Origin of the sequence: Labrenzia sp. PHM005 (assembly GCF_006517275.1) — a bacterium.
Classification (GTDB): domain Bacteria; phylum Pseudomonadota; class Alphaproteobacteria; order Rhizobiales; family Stappiaceae; genus Roseibium.
Window position 1 is genome coordinate 3890896 of sequence record NZ_CP041191.1, and the last position, 20426, is coordinate 3911321.

Below are 20426 nucleotides of genomic sequence, written 5' to 3' on the forward strand. Positions count from 1 at the left end.
GGTATTTCAGGTCATTGCCGATATTTGGAAGATGATGCGTAAGGCAAACGATCCACTTGATTTTCAACAAATCCCTGCCAAGGAAATCGTAGCCAGATTCGATCAAGAATCTGGACAGGCAGGGGACATCGGACAAATAACATCGCGGTCCCAGATTGTTGAGTTAGGTAGGGGGTTAGTGAATCCCCGGGAAATAATGCCAATAGTGAGTAGGGATTGCCGCCATTTCCGGCGTTAGATTTGGATTCTCGACCCGAATTGGGCGGCGGTCATCCAAGTGCAAGACCGAAAAGGCCTTTTGAATCATTGGGTGTGTCCGGAAAAAACGGATGAAACTCCCATCTGCATAAGCGGCTTCCAGCCCGTTCGTAATTGCTTTTGCAAGATCTGCGTCATGCTTGCCGGTGAAAAAGATGAACGGAAAGCGATCGTAGACCAGGACGATTTCGTCTTCGATATCGTAGGTAAGATCAGAGTGCTGCTCTTTCTCCGGCAGGATTTCGACAGCACCACGGGGAAACGCATCCCCCTGATATTTTGACAGTAGGCCGTAAAGCCGATCTTTCCGGGCTGTTTCTACTGTCAGTCCAGCGCCTTCTAAGATGGCCACATCGCCCCAGCCAATCCCTTGCAAAAACGTCATATTTTGCAAGTCTCGAATTGTTCTCACCTTTGCAAACTTGGGCTGAGTTCCGGCCGGAATAGCAATAATGCGCGCCCCTAACAGTCCACGCATCAGAGGAACGCGAATGGGAATGGCTATTTTTTCATACGCTTTGGACGTGCCACCGGCATATAGGTTGAACTCGGTATCTGCTGGATCCGCGAGTTTTTCCATCACCTGAGAGCCGGTCAGGTTTTTCGTGCCTTCAGGAAAGGAGATATTGAACGGTCGGCTCTGTTTGGAAAGGGCAAGCTCAAGCAGCGGCACAACGTAGTCTTGAATGGCCATCCGTTGCGGTATTTTGATTTCCAACGGTTCATTTGCAAGTGCGCTTCCCGCCGCAAATAGTGCAGGCGAAAAAGCAAGGAGCCATCGAGCTCTTAAGTGTTTCCAAAACATCCTATAAGTCTCTGACCCATTTAGTCGTCGTCAAAGTAGACCGGAAAAATGCTGCTCAATTCCTAATTCAATCAAATAGAGACATATCTTGGATAGCTGTTGTTTTTACCCCCTAGTCAGAACTTCGGATGACCGGAATGGAATATGGGGACATCTAATTATCGGCTGTTCGGCTCACCAAATTAGCGCAGCGATCAATGAAGCGCTGAAACCTGCCGGGTAAGCCTTGTTAGGCGGTTGACTTGAGCGGCAGCTTCCGATTTACACGGGGGCTCACGATTTTCTGAAAACTCTCCCTTTGAGTGACCCTGATGCTGGATAAAACCTACGATGCGGCCAGCGTTGAGCCGCGGATTTACGAAACCTGGGAAAAGGCGGAGGCCTTCAAGGCTGGAGCCGGTGCCAAAGAGGGTGCCGATGCCTTTACCATCGTAATTCCGCCGCCGAATGTGACGGGGTCCCTTCACATGGGGCACGCACTCAATAACACGCTGCAGGACATCCTCGTTCGCTGGAAGCGCATGCAGGGCTATGACGTCTTGTGGCAACCAGGTACGGACCACGCCGGTATCGCGACACAGATGGTTGTTGAGCGTGAGCTCATGGAGAGCCAACAACCAGGCCGGCGCGAGATGGGGCGCGACGCCTTTGTTGAACGGGTTTGGGAACAGAAACGGAAATCCGAAGGCACGATCCTGGGCCAGTTGAAACGTCTCGGCGCGTCCTGCGATTGGAGCCGGACCGAATTCACCATGTCGCCGAACCTGTCGGACGCTGTCTTGAAGGTCTTTGTCGAGCTGTATCGGCAAGGCCTGATTTACAAGTCCAAACGGTTGGTCAACTGGGACCCGAAATTCGAAACTGCGATCTCCGATCTTGAAGTTGAGAACATCGAAGTCGATGGCCACATGTGGCACTTCAAGTATCCGCTGGCTGGTGGCGAAACCTACGAGTACGTCGAAAAAGACGAGGACGGCAACGTCACGCTCCGCGAAACCCGCGACTACATTTCCATCGCCACGACCCGCCCGGAAACCATGCTCGGCGATGGTGCGGTTGCTGTTCATCCGGATGATGAGCGCTACAAACCGATCGTCGGCAAGCTCTGTGAAATTCCGGTTGGACCAAAGGAACACCGCCGTCTGATCCCGATCATCACTGATGAGTATCCGGATCCGGACTTCGGGTCCGGTGCGGTGAAGATCACTGGTGCACACGACTTCAACGATTATCAGGTCGCACTCCGGGGCAAGATCCCGATGTACCGCCTGATGGACACCAAAGGTCATATGCGGGCCGACGGTGCACCCTACGATGAAGAAGCCAAGAAGGCGCAGGCGATCATTGATGGCGCCGAGATGACGATCAATGAAGTTGATCTCATCAACATTGTTCCGGATGATTTGCGTGGTCTCGACCGGTTCGAGGCCCGTAAGCGGGTAATCGATCAGATCACGGCTGAAGGTTTGGCGGTAACTGTTGCCTCTGATCATCCGGATGTTGCCTGGATGAAGGGGCTGGCTCCGGAGTGGGATACCAACGGTAAGGCGAAAATCCGGAAGCTTGGCGACGACGAAGAAGGTCTTGCCGAGTTGCCGATGGTCGAATCCAAAAAGATCATGCAGCCATTTGGCGACCGCTCGAAAGTTGTCATCGAGCCAATGCTGACCGACCAGTGGTTCGTTGATGCCAAGACCCTGGCCGAACCGGCGCTGAAAGCCGTTCAGGATGGTGACACGAAGTTTGTTCCGGGAAACTGGGACAAGACTTACTACAACTGGCTGAATGACATTCAGCCGTGGTGTATTTCCCGCCAGTTGTGGTGGGGTCACCAGATCCCGGTTTGGTACGACGAAGACGGCAATGAATTCTGCGCAATGAGCGAAGAAGAAGCTGTCGAGATGGCCGGCGGCAAAACTTTGACCCGCGACGAAGACGTTCTCGACACTTGGTTCTCGTCTGCGCTATGGCCATTTTCCACGCTCGGCTGGCCGCACAAGACACCGGAACTGGAGCGCTATTACAAGACCGATGTTCTGATCACCGGTTTTGACATCATCTTTTTCTGGGTTGCCCGGATGATGATGCAGGGCATCCACTTCATGAAGGAAGTGCCGTTCCACACCGTCTACATCAATTCGATTGTTGTCGATAAAAACGGGAAGAAGATGTCCAAGTCCTTGGGCAATGTCCTCGACCCGTTGGACCTGTTCGACGCCTATGGCGCCGATGCCACACGGTACGCCCTGGCGAGCCAGGAAGTTCAGGGCCGGCGGACACTGCGGATGTCTGACCAAGCAGCCGAAGGCGGTCAGCGCTTTGCGACCAAACTCTGGAACGCTGCCCGGTTTGCGGAGATGAACGGCTGTGCCCGTGTTGAGGGCTTCGATCCGTCGGCGGCAAAACACACCCTCAACCGTTGGATTGCAACGGAAATGGGCAAGTGTGTCGCTGAAGTGACCGCTGCGCTTGAAGACTACCGGTTTAATGATGCCTCAGGCGCTGTCTACAAGTTCACTTGGAACACCTTCTGTGATTGGTTCCTGGAGCTGGCGAAGCCGATCTTCAACGGCGATGATGAAGCCGCTAAAGCCGAGACCCGGGCAACCGCCGCTTGGGCAATCGATGAGATCCTGAAGGTCCTGCATCCGTTCATGCCGTTTCTGACCGAAGAACTTTGGGAGCGTCTGGGCGACGAAGGCGTCAAGGCTGACAAGCTCCTGATGCTCACCGAATGGCCGCATGCCAACGTTTCTGATGATGCAGCTGCAGGCGAGATCAACTGGCTTGTCGATCTCATCTCCGAAATTCGCTCGGTCCGCGCTGAAATGAACATTCCGGCAGGCGCAAAGGTCCAGCTGGTTGTTGTTGGCGCGAATGATCAAACTAAAGGCCGGATCGCCACTCACGAATCTGCGATCCAGCGCCTCGCACGCGCTGAAGATGTTTCACTGGCAGATGCAGCTCCGGCTGGATCGGCACAGATCATCGTCGGTGAGGCAACCGTGTGCCTGCCGCTTGCAGGTGTCATCGATCTCGGTGCGGAAAAGGCCCGTCTGACCAAAGACGCCGGCAAGCTCGAAGGCGAGATCACCAAGATCGAGAAAAAACTCGGAAATCCGAAATTCGTTGAAAAGGCGCCGCAAGAGGTGGTTGACGGCGAAAAGGAGAAGGTAAGTGAGGCCAAGGCAAAACTTGAAAAAATCCAAGTCGCTTTGAGTCGTCTCGCCGAAATCGGCTAACTTTTTCCAAATATCGTTGGATACTATGCCCGGACACAGGCCTTGCCGCGTCCGGGCCGCATTTCGATGCTAGCGCCGCAGCTACCGGCAGGGATATGTTTGGACTTGCGAATCTGTTTGGAGCTGATGGCCCAAGTGTTTTTTGAATTTCGAAATCAGGCGGCACGTGCTGCGCTTGTTCTTGGGAGTGTGTTGGCGGGAGTAACGCCGCAGTCAACTTTCGCTCAGGAGCATACGGAAAAAATCAAAAACCCTGTCGCCGTGTTTTCCGGTCTTGATAAGATCACCGGCCGGATCATCAATTTCGATGTCTATATCGGCGAGACAGTGCAATTTGGTGCGCTGCAAGTGACCCCGCGTGTGTGTTACACCCGCCCGCAAACGGAATCGCCCCTGACAACCGGCTTTGTCCAAGTTGACGAAATCACGCTCAACAATGAAGTCCGACGGATTTTTTCCGGCTGGATGTACGCAGCTAGCCCCGGTCTTCATGCGGTTGAGCACCCCGTCTATGACATCTGGCTGACCGACTGCAATCTGGCTTCAAAAGTGCCGCCGCCGGAAGACTATGACGGCCCGCCGATCAAGGGTGTTGTTGCTGAAGGGGAAGACCCGCTTGCAGGTCCGGACGATGGAGTGGACTCAGGCCCAGGTATTCCGCGTGCAAAACCCTTCCAAGGATAAGCGGAATTCAGCTCTTCCTGTTATGCCCTTGAATGCTGAGACGTCAGAGCGTGTTTAGCGCGCCGCGATGGATTTGCCCCTAGACACAAATTCAAGTGCTTTTGCTGTCTTTGAATCGGTCTGTTTCTGGAGAATGCAAACAATCGCGGCGGGCTAATAAGTGAGGCGTGCTGCCTCGGTCCTTAGGCTGCCTTTTTCAGAGCTTTTTTGGCCGCTTTCAGCTTGCTTTCCTGCTTGGCGACCTTGGCCTTGCGGACTTTGACTTCTTTTTTCAGTTCTTTGATTTTGGATTTTTTAGACATCAAATATCTCCTGGTTCATGAGGTGTTCGAACGAGGCGTTAATCAGTGGATTGGTTCTTTTGAAGAAAGTCCCGGATAAAGCCGCGGATCTCCCGGGCAGCGCTGGTATCCAGTTCATCACATAGCTCAACAAACCGGTCCCGTTCATCGCTGCTAATGCGGATGACCAATTGACTGTCCTTCTTGGACTTCTTTGTCTTTTTTTGTTTTTCACCCATTTCAACCTCGCTTCAATACAGCTAGTGCATATAAAAACGATATGCAATGTATATACATAAAATATTTTAACTGTGTGGTCACTGACCGCCTTTGCAGTTAAGAGGCACTGCCTAGAGTTCATTTGCCGTGAATGGTCCGGAATGATCGATGATTAACGTCAGGATCAAGTAAGGGTTCGGGCCGGATATCCGGGCGCGCGCAGCTCAAATCCCTGTTTGGTCGCTGAAAACCCGATGCGTTCGTAGAACCGGTGTGCAGCGGTGTTTTGGATCCCCGATAGCAGCATTATCTTGTAGCACCCGGCGTCCCAAGCCGAGTCAGAAGCGGCTTTGAGCACCTGTTCGCCGTAGCCCCGCCCACGATGGTCGCGATGCGTGACCACATTTTCGATCAATGCATAGGGCGCGCAGCCACGGGTGAAATTGGGAACGACGATCAAGGTACAGGTGGTGACAGGCACGTCACCAAGACACCCAATCAGTATCGTCATGCCTGGATGGCGCAGTATCGTTTCGAAGGTTTTTGCTTGTATCTCTTCCGTTGCTGGCAGGTCGTCACCAATCAGGTGTTGGTAGAGCTCTGTAAGGCCGGAAAAATCATACGATTTGGCCGCACGGATTGAGAGGGCGCTATCGGGTTTGGTCACTTCGATGCCTTTCTGCCATTGGGAAACAAAAAAGCCCGCCGAGTGGCGGGCCTTGTATTTTGATGGTTCCAGAAAGTCAGTCGATGTCGACGTAATCTTCCGGGCCGAGGCCAAGGCGGCCATCGACATAATCGCCGCAATTGCCGATCAGCGTGTCCATGTCGTTTTCAAAGAAGTGGTTGGCACCCGGAATCGTCTGATGATCGATGATGATTCCCTTTTGGGTTTTCAATTTATCGACCAGCGTCTGGACGTCTTTCTGCGGCACGACCTTGTCCTGATCGCCATGAATGATCAGGCCCGAAGACGGGCAGGGGGCCAAAAACGAGAAGTCATGCAGGTTGGCCGGCGGGGCAACGGAGATGAACCCCTCGACTTCCGGGCGGCGCATCAGGAGCTGCATGCCGATCCAGGCACCAAAGGAGAAACCGGCGATCCAGCAGGCCCGCGCATCCGGATGGACTGTCTGCACCCAATCCAGCGCTGCTGCGGCATCAGACAATTCGCCCTGACCGTGGTCGAATGACCCTTGAGACCGGCCGACGCCGCGGAAATTGAAGCGCAACACGGCAAATCCGCGTTTCGCGAACATGTAGTACATTTGATAAACAATCTGGTTGTTCATCGTGCCGCCAAACTGGGGATGCAGATGCAGGACCAGAGCGATGGGGGCGTTGCGCTTTTTTGCGGGATGAAACCGGCCTTCCAGCCGGCCAGCGGGACCGTTAAAGATCACCTCAGGCATGAAGCGATTTATCCTTTTGTTTTTATCCGTAGCCGGATGGCTGCGGGGAGGGACCGTCTACGTGGTTTTCCTAAGTCTAAAACTTGACTCTTTGGCTCCAAGTTTCTAGAACCCTGTTTAGAATTATTCGAAAGTTCGCATCACCAAAACAGCAACACTCGGTTCGACCGTTGACGCTGTTATCGTCATCACAGCGGAAAATATCAAGTTTTTCGGACATGTGATTGGAAAAGATGTGATTTTCGGACCGAACTCTGTGTCCTGTTTCGCGTTTGAGGTGTCATGCCGCGCCAATTTGACCCGATCTATCTCGATCACAACGCTGGTGCGCCGCTGCGCCCGGTGGTGCGCGAGGCCATGATCGCGGCATTGCAGGAGGCTGGAAACGCATCGTCTGTGCATACACACGGCCGGAAAGCGCGTGGCAAAATCGAAGAAGCCAGAGACGCGGTTGCACGTTTATGCGGTTCCAAAACCCGTGCGGTGACATTTGTCTCCGGCGGCACAGAGGCCAACATGACGGCATTGACGCCTGCATGGCAGGACCAAGGTGCACCGGTTTACCTGGATAAACTGTTTCGTAGTGCGATTGAACATCCTTCCGTTGTGACGGGCGGACGGTTTCCGGTCGTTGACCAGGTGGTTGTTCCCGTTGATGAAAAGGGTGTGGTCCGTCTGGAAGCGCTTGAAGAGCTGATCAAAGACGTCGATCCAAGTCTGATTTCTGTCATGGCTGCCAACAATGAGACCGGGGTTGTTCAGCCGCTCTCAGACATTGGCGCGCTTGCACAACAATATGGCCATTTCTTCCATGTCGACGCGGTCCAAGCTGCCGGCCGGATGCCGATTGATGTGGAAGCTTGGCAGGCAGATGTCATCACCCTGTCGGCACATAAATTCGGTGGTCCGCAAGGCATTGGTGCCGTTGTCGTCCGCTCAACGGCCCGGGTTCCGGCTCCGCTAATGGTCGGCGGTGGTCAGGAGAATTGGCGCCGCGGCGGAACGGAAAATGTCGCTGCCATTTCTGGATTTGGCGCTGCGGCAATTTCAGCCCTTGAGGAAGCGGCCGAAACACGCCATCTCCTGCATCTGAGGACGAGGCTGGAAGAGGGCTTGCGCGCTGTTTGCCCGCAAACAATCATCTTCGGAGAGGGCGCAGATCGGCTCGCCAACACGGTTTGTTTCGCAGTTCACGGCATTTCTGCTGAAACAGCACTGATCGCTTTTGACCTTGAGCGCGTATCACTGTCGTCGGGGTCAGCCTGTTCTTCGGGCAAAGTCTCTGTGTCACATGTTCTGACGGCCATGAATGTGGACGAAGAGACCGCCCGTTGCGCGCTACGGATCAGCATGGGCTGGGACACCAGTGAAGCAGATGTGGCGCGATTCCTGGAGATCTGGCCGAAGATTGTCGACCGGTTGAATCCGGAGGCGCGGCACCAGGCTGCTTAAAAAGTGAATTTCAGCGGTGCGCCGCTGACCGAAATGGCTTCTGTCCATGCGTTTGGGCGAGGCGAATGAGTTAGGAAGCTGCGGACAAAAGGTCCGCCAATTGGAGGCAAGCGATGCCAGCTGTACAGGAAACCATCGAACAGGTGAAAGCCATCGATGTTGACCAGTATAAATACGGCTTTGTGACGGACATTGAGTCCGAAAAAGGCGCAAAGGGTCTTTCTGAAGAAACCATCCGGTTTTTGTCCGCCAAAAAGGACGAACCGGAATGGATGACGGAATGGCGTCTTGATGCGCTGCGCCGGTTCCAACAGATGGAAGAGCCGAGCTGGGCCCGTGTTTCCTATCCCAAGATCGATTTTGACGATCTTTATTATTGGGCCGCGCCGAAATCCGTCGAAGGTCCGAAGAGCCTGGATGAAGTCGATCCGGAGCTTCTGGCAACCTATGAAAAGCTCGGTATTCCGCTGCAAGAGCAGGAAATTCTGGCAGGTGTTGCCCCGGAAAACCGGGTGGCTGTGGATGCCGTCTTTGATTCCGTCTCCGTTGTGACGACCTTCAAGGAAGAGCTGAAGAAGGCCGGCGTCATCTTCTGTTCTATCTCTGAGGCCATGCGTGAGTATCCGGACCTGGTGAAAAAATACATCGGCTCCGTGGTTCCGGTCACCGACAATTATTATGCGACGCTGAACTCGGCTGTCTTCTCCGATGGGTCCTTCGTCTATATTCCCGAGGGCGTGCGCTGCCCGATGGAGCTGTCGACTTATTTCCGGATCAACGAGCAGAATACCGGCCAGTTCGAGCGCACGCTGATTATCGCCGACAAAGGATCCTACGTTTCCTATCTGGAAGGCTGCACGGCACCACAGCGCGATGAAAACCAGCTGCACGCCGCGGTCGTTGAGCTGATTGCCCTGGACGATGCGGAGATTAAATACTCCACCGTCCAGAATTGGTATCCGGGCGATAGCGAAGGCAAGGGCGGCATCTACAACTTCGTCACCAAGCGTGGCGATTGCCGGGGCAAGAATTCCAAGATTTCCTGGACCCAGGTTGAGACTGGATCGGCGATCACCTGGAAATATCCGTCCTGCATCCTGCGCGGCGATGGTTCGCGCGGAGAGTTTTATTCGATTGCGGTGTCTAACGGTCACCAGCAGATCGACTCGGGCACCAAGATGATCCACCTCGGCAAGAACACATCGAGCCGGGTGATTTCAAAGGGCATTTCCGCCGGTAAATCGGAAAACACCTACCGGGGTCTGATTTCCGCGCACCGCAAGGCATCACATGCGCGGAACTTCACGCAGTGTGACTCTCTGCTGATCGGCCAGGAGTGCGGCGCGCATACGGTGCCTTATATCGAGAGCAAAAACGCATCTGCCCAGTTCGAACACGAGGCGACCACCTCAAAGATTTCGGACGACCAGATGTTCTATTGCCTGCAGCGCGGGATGAACGAGGAAGAGGCAGTCGCCCTTATCGTCAATGGCTTCGTCAAGGACGTCATCCAGCAGCTGCCGATGGAATTTGCCGTGGAAGCTCAGAAACTGATCTCGATCAGCCTGGAAGGGTCTGTGGGGTAATCGCTCCACTATTTGAATGACTATTCGGGCGATTGCCCAACGTATTACAAGGACACATCTCAATGCTTGAGATCAAAAACCTGCACGCGCGCATCGCGGAAGATGAAACGGAAATCCTGCGCGGCATTGATCTGACGATCAACGCCGGCGAAGTTCATGCCATTATGGGCCCGAACGGATCCGGCAAGTCGACGCTGTCTTACATTCTGGCCGGCAAGGACGACTATGAAGTCACCGAGGGAGAGATCCTGTTCAACGGTGAAAACATGCTCGAGATGGAGCCGGATGAGCGGGCTGCAGCCGGCATGTTCCTGGCATTCCAATACCCGATCGAAATTCCGGGTGTTGCCACCATGGAATTCCTAAAGACAGCCATGAATGCACAGCGCGTAGCGCGCGGCGAAGACAAGTTGTCAATTCCGGACTTCATGAAGCGCGTCAAGGAAGCGGCAAACTACCTGAACGTTTCCATGGATATGCTGAAGCGCCCGCTGAATGTCGGTTTCTCCGGCGGCGAAAAGAAGCGGGCCGAGATCCTGCAGATGTCTCTGCTGGAGCCGAAACTCTGTGTGCTGGACGAGACCGACTCCGGTTTGGACATCGATGCCCTGCGGATCGTGTCGGAAGGCGTCAACAAACTGCGGTCTCCTGAACGGGCCATGGTTGTGATCACCCACTACCAGCGTCTTCTCGATCACATTGTCCCCGATGTTGTCCACGTTTTATCCAAAGGCAAGATCGTGAAAACGGGCGATAAAGACCTGGCGCTTGAGCTGGAGAAAAACGGTTACGCCGATTACATCGATACGGCCGCTTAAGGGAGTTTAGAGCGAGATGAACGCGACTGTTCCCATCAAGAACACCCAGGCTGAAACCGATCTGATTGCACGGTTTGAGGCTGCGAAGGATGCCCTTCCAGGCTCGGTCGCCGTTGCGGCTCTGCGTGAGGGCGCGCTTAGCCAAATCCGCGACAAGGGCCTGCCGCACCGGCGGGTGGAAGAATATAAATACTCTGATTTGCGGGCATTTATGAAATCCGCGGCTCCTCTGGCAGCCGGGACCGAACAATCTGACGCCCAAAATGCTCTGAATTTCCTGGAGACCTTTGCCGATCTGGACCGTTACAAGATTGTTTTGGCAAACGGATCCTATCTCCCCGCGCTGTCTGATGCAGAGGCTCTGGCAGGTGAAGGTGTTACCGTAAGCAACATGGCCGATTTCTTGGCTGGGGAAGAGGGCGCGCAGGCGCTTTCCTTTCCGAAGACCGGAGCAAGCGATGGTGTTGTTGCCCTCAACACGGCCTTTGTTCAGGGCGGCGTAATCCTGACCGTCAAGGATGGCGCGGAAGTGTCCAAACCGGTGGAACTGATCCAACTGGCAACGGCATCCGGTGCGCAAGCTGTCCGTAACAAGGTGGTGGTCGGCAAGGGCGCAAAACTCCATCTGCTGGAAAGCTTCACCGGGGACACAGGGAACGGCGAAATCAATACTGTTTTCGATTATTCCGTCGCCGACAATGCTCAGCTTGCAGCAACCCGCGTGATCGCTGGCAAATCCGACGCCGCGCATCTTTACACAAGTATCGCGACACTTGGCGCGGATGCGGAGTTCAAATCGCTTGGCTTCATCGCCGGTCCGCGGTTTGTCCGCAATCAGCAGTTCGTCAACTTCACTGGCGAAAACTCCGAAGCCAAGATCTATGGTGTCTCCATGGCTGGCGGCGAGGATCTGGCTGACCAGACCCTGATTGTCGATCATGCTGTCCCGCATTGTAACAGCCGTGAGTTCTTCAAAACCGTTCTCGATGGCCGGGCGCGGGGCGTTTATCAAGGCCGGATCAATGTGGCTCAGCATGCCCAGAAGACCGATGGTGAAATGATGACGCAGGCTCTGCTCCTCTCAGAGGAAGCGGAGATGGCGAATAAGCCGGAACTGGAAATCTTTGCCGACGATGTTCTGTGTGCCCATGGTGCGACCAGCGGTCAAATTGACGAAGACCTGCTGTTTTATCTACGTGCTCGGGGCATTCCGGAAGACGAGGCAAAAACCCTTTTGGTTTTGGCGTTCTTGTCGGAAGCGATTGAAGAATATGGCGAAGACGATGTGACGGAGGGCCTGGAAGCGCGGGTGCGCGACTGGCTTGCTGGTCACTGATTGTCGAAAAGCTGATTGAACAAGGAGCAGCGCCGCATGACGGTCGCAACCGCTACTGAGACCATTACACCGGCGTCTTACGACGTTGAAGCGATCCGAAAGGACTTTCCGATCCTCTCGCGAGAGGTTTATGGCAAGCCACTGGTCTATTTGGACAACGGCGCGTCGGCGCAAAAGCCTCAGGCGGTGATAGATGCGGTGACGCATGCGTATTCGCATGAATATGCCAATGTGCACCGCGGCCTGCATTACTTGTCCAACACGGCGACCGACAATTATGAAGCGGCCCGGGAAAAGGTCCGGCGTTTTTTGAACGCGGAATCGACCGACAACATCGTTTTCACCAAAGGCACCACTGAAGCCATCAATCTGGTTGCCTATGGTTTGGGCGGTAAGTTCTTTGATGAGGGCGACGAGATCGTTCTGTCCATCATGGAACACCATTCCAACATTGTGCCGTGGCACTTCCACCGAGAAAGGCACGGCGCGAAGTTGAAGTGGGTTTATGTGCGCGAAGACGGATCCTTCGATCTGGAGGCCTTCGAAAGCGCGCTTACTGAGCGGACCAAGCTGGTTGCGATCACCCATATGTCCAACGTTTTGGGCACGGTTGTTCCGGTCAAGGAAGTCTGCCGGATTGCCCATGAACGCGGCATCCCGGTTCTTGTCGATGGCAGTCAATCGGCGGTTCACATGCCGGTCGATGTTCAAGACATTGACTGCGACTACTATGTCTTTACCGGCCACAAAGTGTATGGCCCATCTGGCATTGGCGCTCTTTACGGAAAGAAAGAACGTCTGGAGGCTCTGCGGCCGTTTCAGGGCGGCGGCGAGATGATCCTTGATGTGACCGAGGACAACGTCACCTACAATGCCCCGCCGCATCGGTTTGAGGCCGGCACACCGCCGATCGTGCAGGCCATCGGCCTAGGAGCCGCATTGGACTACATGGATTCGATTGGCCGTGAAAACATCGCGCGCCATGAAGAGGACCTGAAAGTCTATGCCCATGAAAAGCTGCGGCAGATCAACTCCTTGCGCATTTTCGGCGATGCACCAGGGAAGGGGGCAATTATCTCCTTCGAGATTGAAGGCGCGCATGCCCATGATGTGTCGACGATCATCGACCGGTCGGGTGTCGCGGTGCGCGCGGGAACACATTGTGCCCAGCCCCTCTTGGCAAAATACGGTGTAACCTCTACATGCCGGGCAAGCTTTGGCATGTACAACACGCGCGATGAAGTCGACGCGCTTTATGAGGCCTTATTGAAGGCCCAGAGTTTTTTCGGGTAAGGACGGACGTCAATGGAAAACGCCAACACCATCGACACAGCTGCGGACAGCACGGAACTGAAGGCGGACGTTCCGTCTGCAAGTGCGATTCCCACGGCAGAGCTGGAGCAGCTGACCACTGACATCATCAGCGCGATCAAGACGGTCTATGATCCCGAAATTCCTTGCGATATCTATGAACTCGGCCTGATTTACAAGGTTGATATCGAGGACGACCGCTCGATCAACATCGACATGACGCTGACGGCTCCAGGATGTCCGGTCGCGGGCGAAATGCCGGGCTGGGTGGAAAACGCAGTCGCTTCCGTGGCCGGCGTTGGTCCTGTGAATGTCGATATGGTGTTTGATCCGCCGTGGACGCCGGACCGCATGTCCGATGAAGCCAAAGTTGCGCTCAACTGGTATTGAGTTCTTTACTTTGGAATCTTAAGCTGAGTTCCTATATCAAGTTCTCTGATCGCGAACAGCTGTGAGGATATGATGGCGTCTGCCGGAAAATTCCAGGTTATGACATTGACCGATGCCGCGGCTGAGCGGGTAAACGAGCTTGTCGATAATTCCGATAAGCCAGCGCTCGGCTTGCGCGTGGGAATCAAAAAAGGCGGCTGTGCCGGCATGGAATACGCCATGGATTTGGTGGAAGAAGCCAAGCCAGGCGACGATGTGATTGAGGACAAGGGCGCCAAGATCTTTGTCGATCCGTCTGCTGTTCTGTTTCTGCTCGGTACGGAAATGGATTTCGAAGTGACCAAATTCCGGTCCGGATTCGTCTTCAAAAATCCAAATGAAGTCTCCGCCTGCGGCTGTGGTGAATCGGTGTCTTTGCAGGCTGCCGACCTCAGTGTCCACGCGAGATCCTGACCCTCTATTATCTTTCCCGAAGGTGGCAACGTGAAACTTTTTGAGCGGCTGAAAGCCGACGCGGCTCCGCAATGGGCCGACTATGTCGATCATTCGTTTGTCCAGCAACTTGGCACAGGCGAATTGCCCCTAGAGGCTTTCAAACATTATCTGGTGCAGGATTACCTGTTTTTGATCCAATTTGCCCGAGCTTACGCGCTCGGCATCTACAAGAGCCCAACTGTTGACGACATGAGGCAATCGCTGGAAGGTGTCAAAGCCATCCTTGATGTGGAGCTGGATCTTCATTTGGAACTGTGCGGATCCTGGGGCATGTCGCGCTCGGACATAGAAAGCGCGCCGGAAGACACGCCGACAATGGCCTACACACGGTTTGTGTTGGATGCGGGCATGGCAGGGGATTTGCTGGATCTGCAAGCCGCGCTGGCGCCCTGCATTATTGGATATGCGGAAATTGGTGCAGCGCTGAAAAACAAAGGTTCAGAGACAGAAGACAATCCCTATACGCGCTGGATCAACGAATACGGCAGCGACGAGTACCAGGAATTGGCGCAAGGATTTGCTGAATGGATGGATAAGACCGCCGAGGTCTATCTGACCAAAGCCCGCTATCCGCGTTTGTCGTCTCTCTTTGAAAAAGCCAGCCGCCTAGAATCCGGTTTTTGGCAAATGGGGCTAGATGCCGTCAAATAGTCTGAAAGTATAAAAAAACAGCGTCGCTTCACATCAGGCGACGTTTTCCTGCTGAAGATCTTTTTCAGTACGGACAAGGTTGCGGCCGGCGTTTTTGGCTGCATACATCGCCTCATCCGCGCGGGCAATTATGGAATGGGCAGAATCGTTCTGACCAAAAGCGGCAACGCCTGCTGAGATGGTAACGCGTCCGAGATTCTCACCGGTTGAACGTTTGACCAACTCCTTGGCCATAACCGCTGCCCGGATTTTCTCAGCAATCTCGACCGCCTGATCCAATTCGGTGTGCGGCAGGATAATCGCGAATTCTTCACCACCATACCGGCAGGCTATGTCCTGGCTTTTGATATTCTGTTTGACCGACAAGGCAACAAGACGGAGAACCTGATCACCTGTTTGGTGGCCATAGGTGTCGTTGAACTTCTTGAAATGATCGATATCAGTCATCAGAAGGCAGAAACCGCGGCGGCTTTCTTCCGAATTGCGAATGACCTTTTCAAGCGAGTTGTCGAAATGCTTGCGGTTGTTCAGTGTGGTCAGTTCGTCAATCAAGGACTCGTACCGGATCGCTTCAAGCGACGACTGCAAGTTTTCGATGTGTTTCTTCGATTCAAGCAGCTGACTCTCCAGCTTGCGATTCGAAGCGACCGCATTTTGCGTCGACTTCACCAAATGCGTGACATAAAGTTTCAGCTTGTCTGGGTCTGTGATGCTGGAAATTTTTAGACCGGCCTGCTCAAGCGCACTGCCGTAGTCTGAGGTCGCATCCGCACTGAGTTTCAGAGTTTCGACGATTTCTTCAACTTCGCGGGAAACTTTGTTGCCGACGTCATCCAAACGGTCGCCGAGGCGGGTCGGTGACAGGAAACGGCCATAAAGTGACAGCATCTCGTCGGTGCTGATACGTCCGTTTTCCTTGATGGTTTCGTTGATAGCCCGGTTGAGACCTTGATTGTAGCCGGCAGCGTACGTGTACCAGAGTTCGTACGATCTCGGATAGGCAGGTAAGGTGTTTTTTCTGATATACCCCACCGCGGACTCACCATATCCGATGGTCCTGTTGTGATCGTCCTTGTCCGACATCAAATTACTCTCGCTCAGAAGCTGAATTGTTAACCGCCCCACACGGCCTCAATTCTTAGCCTCTAAGATCTGACGTAAGGTTTAAAGTCGGGTTAAATCTCCTGTTAAAGTCACCAATATCCCAGAGTTAGGATGCTTTTTTCGGCCGGGGTTCGCGCAGCAAGAATGCTGGGATGTGCACACCTTCGCTGAAAGCAGGGGCGGATTTATCGGACCGGGATTTCTTGGAAGTAGATTTCTGAGAAATGGTGGAAACTCCTGCAGTTGACGGCTTTACTTCAACCGCTTCTTCAGCGGAACTTGTCTCATTGCGGCGGCGGGATTGACCCCGTTTTTTGGCGGGTTTAGCCTCTGCCGCTTCGTTGTCGTTGCTCGAGGCCGTTTTTGACGTTTTGGAAGTGCGGCGCTTGGCTTTGCGTTCTTTGGCAGCGGCTTCGAAGTCAATTGATTCGCCAATCCAATCAATGGATTGCTTTGTGAGCTCTTCAATTGCTTTCAGATATTTTTGGTCGCTGTCAGTCACAAGCGTGTAGGCAGTGCCAGAACGGCCGGCGCGTCCGGTGCGGCCAATCCGGTGGACGTAATCTTCCGCATTGATCGGAATGTCGTAATTGAAGACGTGGCTGACTTCCGGAATGTCCAACCCGCGGGCCGCGACGTCACTGGCCACCAATAGCTTGATGTTCCCTTTACGGAAATTCTCAAGCATCATCATACGGGTTCGTTGATCCATGTCGCCATGAAGCGCACCAACATTGTATTCGTGGCGCTCCAGGGACCGGAACAGCGTCGAAACATCGCGTTTGCGGTTGCAGAATACGATCGCGTTCTTCAGATCTTCAGCATCTTCCAGAAGTTCGCGCAGCGTGGCGCGTTTATCGTAGTCTTTGGAGGCAGATGCTTTCAGCCGCTGAGCGACGTTCTCAGATGTTGAAGATGTTGGAGCAACTTCAATGCGGGCTGGGTTCTGCAGGAATGTTTCCGTCAAACGTTGAATTTCCGGCGGCATGGTTGCCGAGAAGAACAGAGTTTGGCGGGTAAACGGGATCAGTTTGCAGATCCGCTCAATGTCCGGAATGAAGCCCATGTCGAGCATCCGGTCGGCTTCATCGATCACCAGAATCTCGACGCCCTGCAGAAGCAGTTTTCCGCGTTCGAAATGGTCGAGCAGGCGACCAGGTGTAGCGATCAAGACATCGGTGCCCCGGTCAAGCTTCTTATCCTGGTCGGCAAAAGAGACGCCACCGATCAAAAGCGCAACGTTGAGCTTGTGGTTGGTGCCGTATTTCTCGAAATTCTCTTCGACCTGAGCAGCCAGCTCGCGGGTCGGCTCCAAGATCAGAGTGCGCGGCATCCGTGCACGGGCCCGGCCTTTTTCCAAGAGCGTCAACATCGGCAAAGTGAAACTCGCCGTCTTGCCGGTTCCCGTCTGGGCGATGCCAAGAACGTCCCTGCGTTCAAGAACTTGCGGGATCGCACCTGCTTGAATGGCTGTTGGATCTTTATAACCTGCCGCATCAACTGCAGCGAGGACCTTCTCGCTCAGACCGAGAGTATTAAATGACATGGAGCACTTTGCCCGAATGTTGTGATGTAAAGGCCGCAGCTCATCTCGAGCCACCCTACGCCGATGTGCGCACACACTACATTTGTTCGCTTCCAAGTCAATGCATTGGCGAGGTTAAATGTTAGAAATGTTCAGTATTTCTGCGCGTGTTTTGCCATCTCAGTTAATAGGCTTTCTTAATTTGCCTTAAAATGCGGCTTCCACGATCAGTGAAAGTACTCAAATGACTTAATATTAGCGTATTCACTAATTTCAAAACCCAAAGCGTGTGGAGGTCCGGCTAGTGTAAATGGCGTTTGATTGAAATCGGTTTCCGCATTTTGAAATCACAGATTTTAGCGCTAAGCGTGATGCTTCCGTTTCCCAGAAAACGGGACACGCTCTCAACAGTCAAGGGAGTAGCGGTCTTGTATGGGCCCATTTGTCGGTTGGTTTATTAGAACCTTCCTAAATGTCCAAATCGTCCGCAAATTCGGCATTGTCCTGAATAAAGCGGAAGCGGGCTTCTGGTTTGTTGCCCATGAGCCGTTCGACCGTGTCATTGGTATCAGCAATTGCGGTTTCATCGACGCTGACTTTCAAAAGCGAACGTTTGGACGGATCCATCGTCGTTTCTTTGAGCTGCGCCGGCAGCATTTCGCCCAGACCCTTGAAGCGGCCGATCTCAACCTTAGACTTGCCTTTGAAGGCCTTTGCCAGAAGCTCATCTTTATGCATGTCATCGCGGGCATACAGAGTTTTTCCACCTTGGCTCAGGCGGTAAAGTGGCGGAACGGCGAGGTATAGATGGCCGCCGCGGATCAGCTCGGGCATTTCACGATAGAAGAAGGTGATAAGGAGCGAGGCGATGTGGGCACCATCGACGTCCGCATCGGTCATGATGACGATTTTTTCGTAACGAAGATCCGGTTCTGCATATGCGGATCGTGTGCCGCAGCCGAGGGCCTGGATCAGATCCGCTAGCTGCTGATTGGCGGCGAGTTTGTCGCGGCCAGCGTTGGCAACGTTCAATATCTTCCCGCGCAAGGGAAGGACCGCTTGATTGGACCGGTTTCGCGCCTGTTTGGCAGATCCGCCCGCCGAATCGCCCTCCACGATGAAGAGCTCGGTGCCTTCGGATTGGTTGGTGGAACAATCGGCCAGTTTTCCCGGAAGGCGCAGCTTGCGGACAGCCGATTTACGCGCAACATCTTTTTCCTGACGGCGGCGCAGACGTTCCTCAGCCCGGTCGATCACCCATTCCAATAGCTTGTTGGCTTGGTTGGGGGAGGCGGTGAGCCAGTGATCGAAAGCATCGCGGACTGCCGTTTCAGCGATCCGGGTCGCTTCGTTGGTCGCGAGTTTGTCTTTGGTTTGGCCGACAAACTCAGGCTCGCGGATGAAGACCGACAACATGCCGCCAGCGGACGTCATGACATCATCGCCTGTGATGATGGACGCCTTCTTGTTGTTGACCAACTCACCATAGGCTTTGAGGCCGCGCAGCAGCGCATAGCGGAAACCGGCTTCATGGGTTCCGCCTTCCGGTGTGGTGACGGTATTACAATAAGAGCTGATGAACCCGTCGCCGGCAAACCAGCTGACGGCCCATTCGACAGACCCGTGTTTTCCGGTTTTGTTGGTACGTCCGGCAAAAACCTCGTCAACGACGCGGCGTTCCTTGCCAAGCCGTTCTGCCAAAAAGTCCTTTAGACCGCCGGGGAAGTGAAAGACGGCTTCGGCCGGGGTTTCGTCTTTTTCGGAAATGAGTTCAGGTGCGCAGTGCCAGCGGATTTCAACACCGCCGAACAAATACGCCTTGGACCGGGCCATTTTCAAAAGGCGGGCAGGCAGGAATTTTGCACCTTTGCCGAAAATTGTTTCATCCGGCTTGAAGCGGACCATAGTGCCGCGACGGTTCTGGGTATCGCCCACAAGCTCCAAAGGACCTTGCGGATGGCCGCGCCGGAAAACTTGGCGGTAGAGTTTGCGGCTACGGGCGACTTCGACAACCAGCTCTTCGGAGAGCGCATTGACCACTGACACGCCGACGCCGTGCAAGCCGCCGGAGGTCTCATACACCTTACTGTCGAATTTACCACCCGCGTGCAGGGTCGTCATAATGACTTCCAACGCGGACTTGTCTTTAAACTTTGGGTGCGGATCGACTGGGATGCCGCGGCCGTTGTCAGTAATGTTCAGATACCCATCAGCGCCCAAGGCGACATCAATCCAGGTCGCGTGGCCTGCAACGGCCTCATCCATCGAGTTGTCGATGACCTCGGCAAAGAGGTGGTGCAGCGCCTTTTCGTCGGTTCCGCCGATATACATGCCCGGCCGCCGCCGTACGGGCTCCAGGCCTTCCAGAACTTCAATGTCGGCGGCCGAATAGTCGCCGCTGTCGGCAACAGCTTCTGGCTTCTTGCGGGCCGAGGCGATGTCGGTCACGGGCGCGGGCGGGGCCACGTCTGCCGGTGCGGTGTTTTCTTCCACCGGAGTGGAGATGGCCGCGTTGCCTGCAAAAAGATCGTCTTTTCCGCTCATTGCGTATCGCCTGATGGGTTTCTTGGTTCTGGTTACTGGGGCTATATGCCGTATTTCAAGGCCGGTCCTACACCGAATCACATTCAAGTTTGAAGTACAAACGAAGAACAGCCAAGGATTTTGGCGAAAAGCCCCCGTTTTCCCCAACGTTGACTGTTTTTTCGGCCAATGCGGGCCTTTTGCCGGGACAGAAACTGATCGTCAACCAGGTTGTGTTTTGATCACCGCGTGCTGGGGGAGGGACGATTGTGCTCATTTGGCAACAGTTGCCAGCAAAGTGCCGCCGTGCCTTCGCGGAACCACTTGATGCCAA

Annotated in this window: 17 protein-coding genes; 10 read left to right on the top strand and 7 right to left on the bottom strand. The window is 54.2% G+C overall.

Annotated elements, in window-relative coordinates:
• Positions 1-175 precede the first annotated feature (175 nt).
• Positions 176-952, bottom strand: coding sequence for a hypothetical protein (locus FJ695_RS17630; RefSeq protein WP_141186664.1), 777 nt, complete (start codon positions 950-952; stop codon positions 176-178).
• 422 nt (positions 953-1374) lie between these two features.
• Here FJ695_RS17630 and FJ695_RS17635 point away from each other — a divergent pair, with 422 nt between their 5' ends.
• Entirely contained in the window at positions 1375-4305 is a 2931-nt protein-coding gene (locus tag FJ695_RS17635) for a valine--tRNA ligase (protein WP_141186665.1), read from the top strand.
• 126 nt (positions 4306-4431) lie between these two features.
• Positions 4432-4989, top strand: a complete 558-nt coding sequence (locus FJ695_RS17640) for a DUF2155 domain-containing protein (protein ID WP_168206406.1) — start codon at positions 4432-4434, stop codon at positions 4987-4989.
• Positions 4990-5329: 340 nt separating this feature from the next.
• Here FJ695_RS17640 and FJ695_RS17645 read toward each other — a convergent pair whose 3' ends face one another.
• The 3 genes from FJ695_RS17645 to FJ695_RS17655 form a co-directional block, all read right to left on the bottom strand.
• A complete protein-coding gene (locus FJ695_RS17645; protein WP_141186666.1) occupies positions 5330-5509 on the bottom strand; it encodes a hypothetical protein in 180 nt (59 codons plus the stop codon).
• Positions 5510-5673: 164 nt separating this feature from the next.
• Positions 5674-6279: a GNAT family N-acetyltransferase gene (locus FJ695_RS17650; RefSeq protein WP_141186667.1), complete on the bottom strand. Its 606-nt coding sequence runs from the start codon at positions 6277-6279 to the stop codon at positions 5674-5676.
• Entirely contained in the window at positions 6233-6901 is a 669-nt protein-coding gene (locus FJ695_RS17655; protein ID WP_141186668.1) for an alpha/beta hydrolase, read from the bottom strand. Before FJ695_RS17655 ends, FJ695_RS17650 begins: the two co-directional genes overlap by 47 nt.
• A gap of 282 nt (positions 6902-7183) precedes the next feature.
• On the opposite strand from FJ695_RS17655, the gene FJ695_RS17660 reads away from it, so the two are divergent.
• From FJ695_RS17660 to tenA, 8 genes are all read left to right on the top strand, one after another.
• Positions 7184-8353, top strand: coding sequence for a cysteine desulfurase family protein (locus tag FJ695_RS17660; protein ID WP_141186669.1), 1170 nt, complete (start codon positions 7184-7186; stop codon positions 8351-8353).
• Positions 8354-8466: 113 nt separating this feature from the next.
• Positions 8467-9939 carry a Fe-S cluster assembly protein SufB gene (sufB, locus tag FJ695_RS17665; protein ID WP_141186670.1) on the top strand — a complete coding sequence of 491 codons (1473 nt, stop codon included), beginning with the start codon at positions 8467-8469 and terminating at the stop codon, positions 9937-9939.
• Positions 9940-10001: 62 nt separating this feature from the next.
• Entirely contained in the window at positions 10002-10757 is a 756-nt protein-coding gene (gene sufC, locus FJ695_RS17670; RefSeq protein ID WP_141186671.1) for a Fe-S cluster assembly ATPase SufC, read from the top strand.
• A 16-nt stretch (positions 10758-10773) separates the two neighbouring features.
• Entirely contained in the window at positions 10774-12093 is a 1320-nt protein-coding gene (gene sufD, locus FJ695_RS17675; RefSeq protein ID WP_141186672.1) for a Fe-S cluster assembly protein SufD, read from the top strand.
• 36 nt (positions 12094-12129) lie between these two features.
• A complete protein-coding gene (locus FJ695_RS17680; protein WP_141186673.1) occupies positions 12130-13386 on the top strand; it encodes a cysteine desulfurase in 1257 nt (418 codons plus the stop codon).
• Positions 13387-13398: 12 nt separating this feature from the next.
• Complete coding sequence (locus FJ695_RS17685; RefSeq protein ID WP_141186674.1) at positions 13399-13794, top strand: SUF system Fe-S cluster assembly protein; 396 nt, start codon at positions 13399-13401, stop codon at positions 13792-13794.
• A gap of 99 nt (positions 13795-13893) precedes the next feature.
• Entirely contained in the window at positions 13894-14247 is a 354-nt protein-coding gene (sufA, locus tag FJ695_RS17690) for a Fe-S cluster assembly scaffold SufA (protein WP_247653674.1), read from the top strand.
• Between the two features lie 30 nt (positions 14248-14277).
• Positions 14278-14940 (top strand): thiaminase II, encoded by a 663-nt coding sequence (gene tenA / locus FJ695_RS17695; protein ID WP_141186675.1) that lies wholly within the window; start codon positions 14278-14280, stop codon positions 14938-14940.
• 33 nt (positions 14941-14973) lie between these two features.
• Here tenA and FJ695_RS17700 read toward each other — a convergent pair whose 3' ends face one another.
• From FJ695_RS17700 to parE, 3 genes are all read right to left on the bottom strand, one after another.
• A complete protein-coding gene (locus FJ695_RS17700) occupies positions 14974-16023 on the bottom strand; it encodes a GGDEF domain-containing protein (protein ID WP_141186676.1) in 1050 nt (349 codons plus the stop codon).
• 127 nt (positions 16024-16150) lie between these two features.
• Positions 16151-17590: a DEAD/DEAH box helicase gene (locus FJ695_RS17705; protein WP_141186677.1), complete on the bottom strand. Its 1440-nt coding sequence runs from the start codon at positions 17588-17590 to the stop codon at positions 16151-16153.
• Positions 17591-18037: 447 nt separating this feature from the next.
• A complete protein-coding gene (gene parE / locus FJ695_RS17710) occupies positions 18038-20113 on the bottom strand; it encodes a DNA topoisomerase IV subunit B (protein WP_141186678.1) in 2076 nt (691 codons plus the stop codon).
• Positions 20114-20426 lie beyond the last annotated feature (313 nt).